The sequence below is a fragment of the Bizionia sp. genome, from assembly GCF_048259285.1.
GTDB lineage: Bacteria > Bacteroidota > Bacteroidia > Flavobacteriales > Flavobacteriaceae > Algorimicrobium > Algorimicrobium hallyeonense.
This window is the reverse complement of the sequence record NZ_JBLXHU010000001.1, coordinates 13017-25043: the sequence shown is the minus strand read 5'-3', so window position 1 is coordinate 25043 and position 12027 is coordinate 13017. Positions and strand designations below refer to the sequence as shown.

The following is a 12027-nucleotide window of genomic DNA, read 5'->3' as shown; positions in this document are numbered from 1 at the left end:
TAAATTTTACTTAACTTTAAATATGTCTGTTGTAAAAACATATCCGTACGGAACCATTACCTGCCATAACCATTACATGATAGCAGTCATGAATGAAGGCATAACCGTTTTAATTGATTTAAACAATGAACTTTATGATATTGCTAGAAACTATTTTGGCAATAGAAAGTTTGTGTATATTACACACAGAATAAACTCCTATTCGGTAGACCCTAATGTTTATTTCGAAACTTCTAAAATTAAAAACCTTGTTGGTTTTGCTGTTGTCTTTGGCGATTCTGTTAAAATTGACAACACAGATTTTGAAAGTACTTTTATAAGTATTCCCTTTAAAGCATTTCAGACTTTAGATGAAGCTATTGCTTGGTCTGACCAATTATGCAATGTATAAACTTGCCTTTCCTATAAATCCATAGAAACAGCAAAATTTTACGTAAATTTTATGCGTAGATTTCTTGCACATCTATTTCTAAATTCGATAAAAACGAAACTGAATTTTTAATATCAATATGTAATTCTCTATCATTAGAAACAAAGGACACATCTTGGCGGTAAGCCATTAAAACGGACTCTATAAATGCTGAAGATTTTAAAGGTTTTCTAAAGTACAAAGCTTGAGAGGCATTAAACAGTTCAATGGCTAAAATACGTTCTACATTATGTACTAAAGTATAAGCTTGCGTGGCGGCATTGGCTCCCATGCTTACATGATCTTCTTGACCATTACTAGAAACAATACTATCTATACTTGCCGGACTCGCCAATTGTTTGTTGGCACTTACAATACTAGCAGCTGTGTATTGCGGGATCATAAAACCCGAGTTTAAACCTGGATTATCAACTAAAAATGTTGGCAACCCTCGTAATCCAGAAACTAATTGAAACACACGTCTTTCCGATATATTTCCTAATTCAGCCATGGCAATTTTCATATAATCTAAAGCCAAAGCTAAAGGTTGACCATGAAAATTTCCGCCAGAAATAATTAAATCATCTTGGCTAAAAATGTTTGGATTATCAGTGACAGAATTAATTTCTGTTATAAATGTGTTTCTCACAAAATCTAATGTATCCTTGCTCGCTCCATGAACTTGAGGCATGCATCTAAATGAATAGGGATCTTGTACATGTACTTTATCTTGACCAATTAATTCACTACCCTCTAAAAACTCACGAATACGTTCTGCCGTTTTTAACTGACCTTTATGCGGACGCACCAAATGCACTAATTCATTAAAGGGCTCAATTCTTCCATCAAAAGCTTCTAAAGATGTACTTCCAATCAAATCTGCTAAATAAGATAATTTATAGGCTTTCATTAATAAATGAATGCCATAAGCTGACATAAATTGTGTTCCATTTAACAGAGCCAAACCTTCTTTAGATTGCAAGGTTATGGGTTCCCAATTAAATTTCTTCAAAATAGATTCAGCAGTATGAACAGCGTCTTCAAAATACACCTCTCCTTTTCCAATTAGCGGTAGTGCCAAATGTGCTAAAGGAGCTAAATCCCCCGAGGCTCCTAAAGAACCTTGAGTATAAATAACTGGTAAAATATCATGGTTATAAAAATCCAATAAGCGTTGTGCCGTTTCTAACTGCACACCACTATGTCCATAACTTAAAGACTGCACCTTTAAAAACAACATGAGTTTCACAATGGGTTTTGGAACCAATTCACCAGTACCACACGCATGAGACATTACCAAATTTTCTTGAAGTTTGGTTAAATTTTCTTTTGATATTTTTACATTATATAATGAACCAAATCCCGTGTTTATACCATAAATAGGAGAATCTTGATTTTTAAGTTTCTGGTTTAAATAATCCCGACAAGCTTGAATTTTTTTAACAGAACTATCTGCTAATTCCAGTGTTTTGCCTTCTTCTAAAATGGCTGAAATAGTTTCTAAATCAATGGTTTCTTGCGAAATATAATGGATTGGTCTCATGTGCATAAATGTTATCCCAAAATTCCACATTCATTATGGATTATGCAAACAAAAAATGACATTTCATTTATAATTCATGATAATATTCTATTTTTGAATAAACAAACTATTTTAACCATGAAAAAAACCTTAATTTTTGTTGCAGCATTATCCATTTTTGCCTGTAAAGAAGAAGCACCTAAAGACTATGTGACTTTCTCTGGAAAAATAACAAATAAAAACAGCGATTCATTACTTATACGAACCCGTGATTATGCTAAAACAATATCCGTAAATGAGGATGGTACTTTTAGCGATACTCTAAAGGTTGATGCTGGTATATACAACCTTTTTGATGGTGCCGAATCTACATCTATATTTTTAAAAAATGGTTATGACATTGACATGACAATCGATACAAAAATGTTTGATGAAAGTATCAAGTACACAGGAACAGGTTCTGAACACAGTAATTTTTTAGCGGAAAAATCTTTAAAAGAAGAACAGCTAATTGATTTTGAAACTTTAAGTAAAATTTCGGATATGGAAACGTTGGAAACCGAGCTTGATAAGATTAAAACAGAATTAGGAGAGTTTTATAATTCCAATAAAGCCATAGATACAAGTATTACCAATAGTGCAAATAAGAGTTTGGAGCCTATGCTAAAATCTTATAAATCCTTTATTGGTCAAGCTATTGCTTTAAAAAAGGAGTTTCCAAAAGGCACGCCTTCCCCAACGTTTAGCGATTATGAAAACTATGATGGTACAACAACCTCGTTGTCTGATTTAGCTGGAAAGTATGTGTATATTGATGTATGGGCAACGTGGTGTGGTCCTTGTAAAGCAGAAATTCCATTTTTAAAAGAAATTGAAAAAGAATACCACGGAAAAGATATCCAATTTGTAAGTCTATCTATTGATGATGATAGAAGCCATAAAGGTTCATGGGATAAAGCGCACGAAGCGTGGAAAGCCATGGTTGCGGATAAAGAATTAGGCGGTATTCAGTTATTTGCTCCAAAAGGATGGCAAACTGAATTTATCCAAGCCTATAAAATAAACGGTATTCCACGTTTTATTTTAATTGATCCTGCAGGAAATGTGGTATCTCCAGATGCGCCAAGACCTTCAAGTGATGAATTAAAAGAACTACTAACAGAATTAAATATCTAAATTCTGAATACTTTCAAAATTAAAGAGTCGCAAAAAAATGCGACTCTTTTTTTATAATAAAGTTTACCGTCTGCTTTAAAACAATGTCTTACAAATTAGAATATGAGATTCTGCAACCTGTTAAGCATAACAACTAAGAATCCTTATAAATTAGCTCATGTAAATAAGGTCTATCCTTTATTTGGTTTTAGACTTTTTTTCTTTTTTCTCTCCTTCCTTCTCCTCCGCTTCTACTTTGGGAGGTTCAGGCTGTTCAAACAAATTCAAATAGGCATCACCTAATGTATCAATTACATGTGAAGCAGTCATTGCTTCATAACCCAAACCTTGTACCGCAATATCCGCTGATTTTCCGTGCAGATATACTCCAAACACAGACGCAGCCAAAGAATCATAGCCTTGTGCAATGAGTCCGGTAATAACTCCCGTTAAAACATCACCAGTTCCGGCAGTTGCCAATCCTGGGTTTCCGGTTGAATTAATATATATTTTATCTTCTAAAACGGTTAAAGTATAAGCGCCCTTAATCACCACAATTAGGTGATATTTTTTTGAAAATGCTTTAACCTTTTTCAGTTTATCAAAATCATCTTTCCACACACCAATTAGGCGTTCCAACTCTTTAGGATGTGGTGTTAAGACCGTATTCTGTGGCAATAACTTTAATAAATCTTTGTTTTTAGACAGCAGATTAATACCATCCGCATCAATAACTAAAGGTGTTTTGTTGGTAGTTAGAAACACTTGTAAAGCTTCAGCAGTTGCTTTTTCAGTTCCCATACCAACACCTAGACCAATAACCGTTGGAGTAATTGTAAATTGAATATTACTAATCCACTCCTCCTGTTCGTCGGTAATAATCATGGCTTCTGGAAAACTAGACTGAATTGGTATATAACCACATTTAGGCACAAAAGCCGTTACCACTCCTGCTCCAATAGATAGAGCCGAGCGGCTAGCTAAAATAGCGGCTCCTATTTTACCATAACTTCCACCAATTATAAGTGCATGACCGAAGGTTCCTTTATGCGAAAATTTATCACGGGGTTTATAAATGGGCAATACTTCCTGCTTACCTATTAAATCTACAGCTGTTTGGGTTTTTATTAAATATTCACGATCAAAACCAATATCTAAAACTTCCCATTGTTCCGTAAATTTAGCGGTGTCTGGTAAAAAGAAAGCGAGTTTTGTGGACTGGAAACTCAATGTGTGATTTGCCCAAACCACATTATTATCGTCAGCTGGAACAGCATCTGTTTTCATTCCGGAAGGAATATCAACGGATAGCGTAAATGCTTTAGACACTTTAAAATGTTGAAACAAATTAACCACCCAATCGTCTGCCGGACGATTTAATCCAATACCGAAAACGGCATCAATGATAATATCATCAGGACCAATTTCAGGAAAATCATCATCTGGACCTATAAGCGTAGGCCATTTTTTTGTGGTTTGTTTTATTAAGTCATAATTACACAGAAAATCCCGTGTTCGCTTATCACTGAAGTTAACCACATAGGTATTCACATGGTAACCATGGTTAATTAAATGCCGAGCTACCACCAAACCATTACCACCGTTATTTCCAATGCCACAAAACACGTGAATAGGTACTTGAGCGCCTTGCATACGTAAATGCAACCAATTGAAAATTTGTATACCCGCACGCTCCATGAGTTCGGTGGATGTAATGTTTTGCTTTTTTGCCGTGAGTTTATCACCTTCGTAAATCTGCTTATCTGAAAATATTTTCATGGGTATTTATTACTTTATTTATATTAATAAAACGGACATGCTTTCAAAAATACAGTTAATTTTATTGTCTTTAAAATTATACTTTTATAACCTATAAATCAGTTACATTTTTTACAAAATGATTAAAATTATTAAAGCGAATGCCAACCATGCCGAAACACTCTCCTTAATTGGAAGGCAAACATTTTTGGAGTCTCATGGTATGAGTGCTTCTAAAGCTGATATAGATTCATATATCAATTTAAAATTCACTAAATCTGCTTTTGAAGCAGAACTGCTGGACACTAACACTATTTTTCATATTCTAATCTATAACGAAACACCAATTGGCTACTCTAAAATAATATATTCCATTTCTGAAAAGAACATCCCGCTTAAAAATGTAACCAAACTAGAACGTATCTATGTACTGAAAGCTTTTCATAATTTAAAATTAGGGAAAGAATTATTTGAATTTAATGTCTCAGTTTCACAAAAACACAACCAATCTGGAATGTGGCTATATGTATGGATAGAAAACCATAGAGCCATTAATTTCTATAAAAAAGCAGGGTTTAATATTGTAGGGAGTTATGATTTTAAAATTTCACAAACCCATTCCAACCCCAATCATCAGATGCTTTTAACGTATTAATCTAATGCAGGTAATACAAAATCATCCAGAGCGCTTTTCTCTTTCATTAAGGCTTCAATGTCATTAGATGTTCTAGGCGCCTCTGCTGATAAATTAACGGGACCATTATTAGTAATTAAAATATCATCTTCAATCCTTACGGCAATTCCCCACCACTTTTTATCACAATTACTGCCATTTGGGATATAAATTCCTGGTTCAACAGTAATAACCATATTGTGCTCAAAAGCTCCATAAAGCCCAGGATCATGAACATCCAACCCTAAATAATGAGAGGTGCCATGTGGAAAGTACTGTCTAGCTTCTTTATCATTTTGGGCAATTCCTAAAGCAATTAATCCTTTATGAATAACAGCGCGACTAGCCGCATCAACTGCATTAAACCCATTGCCTACCTTGGCTGCTGCAATACCAGCTTCTTGAGCTTCAAAAACTAAATCGTATATAGTTTTTTGCGCTTTGGTAAATTTTCCATTGGCTGGAATAGTTCGTGTAACATCTGCGGTATAACCATGATATTCAGCACCTAAATCCATGAGCACCAATTCATTATTTACTTGCATTTTACTATTTTCAATATAATGCAGCACACAGCCATTATTTCCGGCACCTACAATACTAGGATAGCCTTCGTACTCGCTACCATATTTTTTGTATACAAATTCATGAATGCCTTGTATTTCCATTTCGGACATGTTTGGATGCATAGCCTTCATAATTTCACGTTGTCCCATAGCCGAAATGCGAACGGCTTTTGTAAGTAATACCAGCTCTTCTTCAGTTTTAATTTGGCGCAAACCTGCCATTAGTGTGGATAAACTTTGGGTGTCCAAATTCGATTTTGGTGTCTCCTGCTCTATTTTTATAATTTGTTGTTTCAATTCCAAACGCACATTTGGATCTGTTGATTCTGCATAATCTGAAATCACTTTATCCTTTTTTAAATTAGGATAGTACTCCAAAGCACGACCAATATTTTGAGCCACATTGGCACTATTTTCAAGATCTGTGGCTTTAATCATTTCATAAATTCGAGATTTTATAGGATCTGGCAACGTATTTTCATCATAATTAGCTTGTTGCTTAAACTGTTCAATTAAGCTATGTAAATCGGCTTGGTTGCGTTTAGAATCACGATAATCATTATTAAAATTATTGAATAAAACTTTATCAAATTGGGAATAATCAACACCTGAAATGTTAAAATCGCTCCCATTATACGCCCTGTCAAAACCCAAATGATTTTTCGCACCTTCAACACCTAACCGTTTTCCGGTCCACTGCTCTGCTTGCGGATTTTTTTTCTGAACATAAATTATTTCGTTGTATACAACACCTTCCGAATTCGTTTGGTTTTCAGAAAACAAAACTAAAACAGCATGTGGTTCTTTATAACCCGTCAAATAATAAAAATCCGGGTCTTGATGATATACGTAATCCACATCATTGGCTCTATTTCTCAAAGGATTTGCAAAAAAAACAGCGACAGAATTTTCAGGCATACCGCTGCGCAAGGCGTCACGTCTACTTTTATGAAATTCAGCTGATAAATAATCGGTTGGTAAGCCATCTTGTGCAGGCATATTAAGTGTTATACAAGCCGCAAATGCCGCCATAATAAAATGTTTCATGAGATACGCGTTTTAAACCCATGGTAAATTAAAAGATAAAATAGAACAGACAGCTTTTAACTAAAAAAATTAACAAACTTTTAAGCCTAGATTAACCTTAAGGCAACTCTTTAAAACAGATAAATTTCAATACATTTGTGTCTCAATCGAAGTCTAATTAAAATGTTCGTTTAAACGGAATATACTTATGAAAAATATAGCTTTATCATCAACACATGAAGCATTAGGGGCAAAAATGGTGCCTTTTGCAGGTTTCAATATGCCAGTACAATATGAAGGCGTAAATGTAGAACACGAAACCGTACGAAAAGCCGTTGGCGTATTTGATGTCTCGCACATGGGTGAATTTTTAATCAAAGGACCAAAAGCCCTTGAGTTAATTCAAAAAGTCACAACGAATGATGCGAGCAAATTAACCATTGGAAAGGCACAATATAGCTGCTTACCGAATGAAACGGGCGGAATTGTTGACGATTTAATTATTTATAAAATTGAAGAAGAAACCTACCTTTTAGTTGTTAATGCGGGCAATATTGAAAAGGATTGGAATTGGATTAAATCTAAAAATGATGTTGGTGCCGAAATGGTAGATATTAGTGATGATTATTCACTTTTAGCCATTCAAGGGCCTAAAGCTATTGAAGCAATGCAATCCTTAACAAGTCATGATTTATCTGCCATTAAATTTTACAATTTCGTGGTTGGCGATTTTGCAGGGGTAGAAAATGTCATCATTTCTGCAACCGGTTATACGGGAAGTGGTGGTTTTGAAATTTACTGTAAGAATTCAGAAGTAAAACAAATATGGGATAAGGTTTTTGAAGCAGGTGCTGATTTCGGCATTAAGCCAATAGGTTTAGCAGCTCGTGATACGTTACGCTTGGAAATGGGTTACTGCTTATATGGTAATGATATTGATGATACCACATCACCCTTTGAAGCTGGTTTAGGTTGGATTACTAAATTTACAAAAACCTTTACTAATTCAGATAACTTATCTGAAGAAAAGAAAGGCGTTTTAAAACGAAAGTTAGTTGCTTTCGAGTTAGAGGATAAAGGTATTCCTAGAAGCGGTTATGACATTGTTGATGATGCCGGAAATTTAATTGGAAAGGTAACATCTGGAACCATGTCTCCAATGCTTAAAAAAGGAATTGGCTTGGGTTATGTTTCTCCAGACTACAGTGCATTTGATACTAAAATAAACATCCAAATTCGTAAGAATGCCGTTCCTGCAACGGTTGTAAAACTACCTTTTTACAAAGGCTAACATACTCTATGATAGATTACCAAGCCATTTTAAATAAAATTCATGCCAACGTAATTCAGGAAGCAGATAAAGGCCATATTGCGCGTTATATTCCTGAATTATCTCGCGTAAATCCGGAGCGTTTTGGTATGCACTTAAAGCTTATTTCTGGTGAAGAATTTGCGGTTGGCGATTCGGAATTTGGATTTTCCATTCAAAGTATTTCCAAAGTTCTGACACTAGCCATGGCTATGTCTAAAATTGGAACACATATTTGGGATCGTGTGGATGTAGAGCCTTCCGGAAACCCTTTCAACCATTTATCGCTTTTGGAACTGGAAGAAGGAATTCCTCGAAACCCATTAATTAATTCCGGTGCCATTGTAATTGCAGATATTTTGGTTTCCCAATTGGAAAATCCAAAGGCTGATTTTTTAAAATATGTGCAAGATATTACGGGTGATGATTCTATTTCCTATAATTTAAAAGTCGCACAATCGGAAAAAGAAACGGGTTTTAATAACTTTGCTGCGGCTAACCTATTAAAATCCTTCAACAATCTTAATAATTCAGTTGACGATGTTTTAGATTTTTATTTCCATCAATGTTCTTTGGAAATGACCTGCTCTCAATTAACAAAAGCTTTCTTTTTATTTGCCAATAAAGGGAAATGTTTAGCGCAAATGGCTCGCATTACAAAAAGTCAAGCCAAGCGCATTAACGCCATTATGCTTACGTGTGGATTTTACGATGAAGCGGGCGAATTTGCCTTTGAAGTTGGACTCCCTGGAAAAAGTGGTGTTGGTGGTGGCATTGTGGCCGCATTACCACATGAGTTTACAATTGCGGTTTGGTCGCCTGGATTAAATGAACGTGGTAATTCTAAATTAGGCATGAAAGCGCTGGAGCATTTTACAACGCTTACCAATCAATCTATTTTTTAATAAACAGTTCTAATTATAGCCATGTCGGCAATAGAAAACAAACATAGAATACTTATTTTAGGTGCTAGTGGTTTTATAGGAAATGCGCTTTATAAAGAACTCTGCTCCTATTTTAAAACATTTGGTACCTACCGAACCTCTATACGTGAATTTGAAAAAAATCAACATTTTTTTCAATATGATGTGGAGGAAGATGATGTGTTTGAAATTTTAGAAATTGTTAAACCCACGATTATTATTTCAGCACTTCGTGGCGATTTTAATGCACAAGTTATTGCGCACGCCCATATAGCACAATATTTACAAATGCATAAAAGTAAATTGCTCTTTTTATCATCAGCCAATGTATTTGATTCCTACAGTAAATACCCAAGTTATGAAAGCGATAAAACCTTAAGTGATAGTGTTTATGGGCATTTCAAAATAAAAATTGAAAACATGCTATTGCGCTTGCCAAAGCGTCAAGTTGCCATTATTAGATTACCAATGGTTTTTGGAAATCAGTCGCCTAGAATAACCGAAATAAAAGAATTCATTAAAAACAAAGAAGCTATAGAAGTCTTTCCCAATCTGATTATGAATATAGCTACAGATGTAAAATTAACACAGCAAATTCATTATATCATTAACCGAAATAAAAGTGGCATTTTTCATATTGGCAGCACGGATTTAGTCCATCATGACGAATGTATTCTAGAAATTATTAACGCATTAGGTTTTAAAAATGTGCTTTTAAAAAATGTGTATACTACTAATGACGACCGCTATTTAGCCGTTTTACCAAAGTATAATCTCTTACCAAAACATTTACAGTTTACAAGCAAAGATTTTATATCAGAAATTGAAATTTAGTTGTTTTTCATTCGTAATTTAGCTATATTCTAAACACTATAAAATAACATACTATGAGTAAATTATTAGAAGAGGATATCGAGAAAAAATTATTGCGCTTTCCAGACTGGGAATATAGCGACAACGCCATCCATGCAGAATTTGAATTTGAAAATTTCAAGGACTGCTTTAGTGCGATGAGCCGAATTGCTTTTGAATGCGAAGCTTTAAATCACCATCCAGAATGGCGCAATGTCTATAACGTATTATACATTTCCTTGTCTACGCATGATGAGAATGGTGTAACAAACAAAGACTTTAAACTTGCCCAAGCTATTGATGCTATCGTCGTTCCTGAAGACGATGAGTAAAATTGTAAACGCTAAGCCATTGTGTTTACTTTATTTTTTTAAATTTGTCAATTAACAAACTATTACTTTTTAATATTTAATTCTTAATTATTTTATGGGAAGAGCTTTTGAATTCCGCAAAGCACGAAAAATGAAACGTTGGTCTGCCATGAGTAAAGCGTTTACGCGTATTGGTAAAGACATTGTTATGGCTGTTAAAGAAGGTGGACCAGATCCCGATTCTAACTCCCGATTACGTGCTGTAATTCAGAATGCCAAATCGGTTAATATGCCGAAAGATAACGTAGAACGCGCCATAAAGAAAGCGTCAGATAAAAGTCAAGGCGATTATAAAGAAGTTATTTTTGAAGGCTATGCACCTCACGGAATTGCTATTCTTGTGGAAACGGCTACAGATAATAATACCAGAACCGTTGCCAATGTGCGTAGTTATTTTAATAAATGCGATGGCAGTTTAGGAACATCTGGTTCGGTTGTTTTTATGTTTGATCATACCTGTAATTTCCGAATTGAAGCCGAAGGTTTAGACCCTGAAGAATTAGAGTTAGAGTTTATAGATTTTGGCGCTGAAGAAGTTTTTGCAGATGACGATGGCATCCTTATTTATGCACCATTTGAAAATTTTGGAGCCATTCAAGCCGAATTAGAAAATAGAAATATTGAAATTCTATCCTCCGGTTTTGAGCGCATTCCACAAGTCACCAAAGCATTAAGCGCTGAAGATGCTGCTGATGTAGAAAAACTTCTAGAGAAATTAGAAGAAGATGATGACGTGCAAAACGTGTATCATACGATGGAAGAAAGTACCGAAGACTAATTTAAATCCGCATTTAATTTTGAAAATAAATCACCTTCTTTTAGCATTAGCGCTTGTATTTTGTTTTTCAGCAAGCTCAAGTTTCGCACAAAAAGATAATAAGAAGGTGATTTATCAGGATTTAGAAGGCGAAAAAATCTGCAAACGTAGATTTAAAAAACGTTTAGACGCGGCATCATTTGTGCAAACCAGAGAAACCGAAAACGTCATCATCAAACAATTACAACCCCGAATTATTGAAGGCCAACTTACAGCCGTTGCGCAAGGGAGTATTTCTAAAATGGTTACTGCTATTGAAACTATTCTTCAGCAGAAAATAGATCCAGATAAAAATCTACTCCTTCACTATTATAAGCAAAACGATGACATTTTTAAAAAAGATGTCACGGATGCATTATATTGGGGGTTTATGGATAAGCACGCTTCCGAATTCGCTTCGTTTTTAATTGGTAGTAAAGACTCCGGCATCAGTCAAGATAAAGAAAAGCATGTTTTTATTGATGAAACCAACTATTTAGAATCCACCATTTTTTCGGAACCAAATATCCAATTATATCACCTTCTTATTAGGCCAAACGGTTCATATAAACTGTATTATGGCGAATTTGATATCGTTTATACCATAAATGGTGTATTAGAATATTATTAGCATAAAACACCCTTTTACACTTTTTTTTTCAAAATG

At 34.7% G+C, this 12027-nt stretch carries 12 protein-coding genes; 9 read left to right on the top strand and 3 right to left on the bottom strand.

Annotation, left to right across the window (positions count from 1 at the left end; genetic code table 11):
- Positions 1-22 precede the first annotated feature (22 nt).
- A complete protein-coding gene (locus ACN0QX_RS00135) occupies positions 23-391 on the top strand; it encodes a hypothetical protein (protein WP_248399327.1) in 369 nt (122 codons plus the stop codon).
- Between the two features lie 49 nt (positions 392-440).
- On the opposite strand, the gene hutH is transcribed toward ACN0QX_RS00135, so the two are convergent.
- Positions 441-1952, bottom strand: a complete 1512-nt coding sequence (gene hutH / locus ACN0QX_RS00130) for a histidine ammonia-lyase (RefSeq protein WP_417194987.1) — start codon at positions 1950-1952, stop codon at positions 441-443.
- Positions 1953-2069: 117 nt separating this feature from the next.
- Between hutH and ACN0QX_RS00125 the strand changes: the two genes are divergently transcribed.
- Positions 2070-3107 carry a TlpA family protein disulfide reductase gene (locus tag ACN0QX_RS00125; RefSeq protein ID WP_248399323.1) on the top strand — a complete coding sequence of 346 codons (1038 nt, stop codon included), beginning with the start codon at positions 2070-2072 and terminating at the stop codon, positions 3105-3107.
- A gap of 177 nt (positions 3108-3284) precedes the next feature.
- Here the strand turns inward: ACN0QX_RS00125 and ACN0QX_RS00120 are convergent, their stop codons facing one another.
- Positions 3285-4865, bottom strand: a complete 1581-nt coding sequence (locus ACN0QX_RS00120; RefSeq protein ID WP_417194986.1) for an NAD(P)H-hydrate dehydratase — start codon at positions 4863-4865, stop codon at positions 3285-3287.
- Positions 4866-4983: 118 nt separating this feature from the next.
- Between ACN0QX_RS00120 and ACN0QX_RS00115 the strand changes: the two genes are divergently transcribed.
- Positions 4984-5499: a GNAT family N-acetyltransferase gene (locus ACN0QX_RS00115; RefSeq protein WP_417194985.1), complete on the top strand. Its 516-nt coding sequence runs from the start codon at positions 4984-4986 to the stop codon at positions 5497-5499.
- On the opposite strand, the gene ACN0QX_RS00110 is transcribed toward ACN0QX_RS00115, so the two are convergent.
- A complete protein-coding gene (locus ACN0QX_RS00110) occupies positions 5496-7130 on the bottom strand; it encodes an aminopeptidase P N-terminal domain-containing protein (RefSeq protein ID WP_417194984.1) in 1635 nt (544 codons plus the stop codon). The two genes, ACN0QX_RS00115 and ACN0QX_RS00110, sit on opposite strands and share 4 nt — an antisense overlap.
- A gap of 187 nt (positions 7131-7317) precedes the next feature.
- Here ACN0QX_RS00110 and gcvT point away from each other — a divergent pair, with 187 nt between their 5' ends.
- From gcvT to ACN0QX_RS00080, 6 genes are all read left to right on the top strand, one after another.
- Complete coding sequence (gcvT, locus tag ACN0QX_RS00105) at positions 7318-8400, top strand: glycine cleavage system aminomethyltransferase GcvT (RefSeq protein WP_417194983.1); 1083 nt, start codon at positions 7318-7320, stop codon at positions 8398-8400.
- An 8-nt stretch (positions 8401-8408) separates the two neighbouring features.
- Complete coding sequence (locus tag ACN0QX_RS00100) at positions 8409-9323, top strand: glutaminase (protein WP_417194982.1); 915 nt, start codon at positions 8409-8411, stop codon at positions 9321-9323.
- Between the two features lie 21 nt (positions 9324-9344).
- Complete coding sequence (locus tag ACN0QX_RS00095) at positions 9345-10175, top strand: sugar nucleotide-binding protein (protein WP_417194981.1); 831 nt, start codon at positions 9345-9347, stop codon at positions 10173-10175.
- Between the two features lie 53 nt (positions 10176-10228).
- Positions 10229-10525 carry a 4a-hydroxytetrahydrobiopterin dehydratase gene (locus ACN0QX_RS00090; protein ID WP_248399309.1) on the top strand — a complete coding sequence of 99 codons (297 nt, stop codon included), beginning with the start codon at positions 10229-10231 and terminating at the stop codon, positions 10523-10525.
- A 94-nt stretch (positions 10526-10619) separates the two neighbouring features.
- On the top strand, positions 10620-11342 hold the full coding sequence (locus tag ACN0QX_RS00085) for a YebC/PmpR family DNA-binding transcriptional regulator (protein ID WP_248399307.1): 723 nt from the start codon (positions 10620-10622) through the stop codon (positions 11340-11342).
- A 19-nt stretch (positions 11343-11361) separates the two neighbouring features.
- Positions 11362-11991: a hypothetical protein gene (locus ACN0QX_RS00080; protein ID WP_417194980.1), complete on the top strand. Its 630-nt coding sequence runs from the start codon at positions 11362-11364 to the stop codon at positions 11989-11991.
- Positions 11992-12027: the final 36 nt, after the last annotated feature.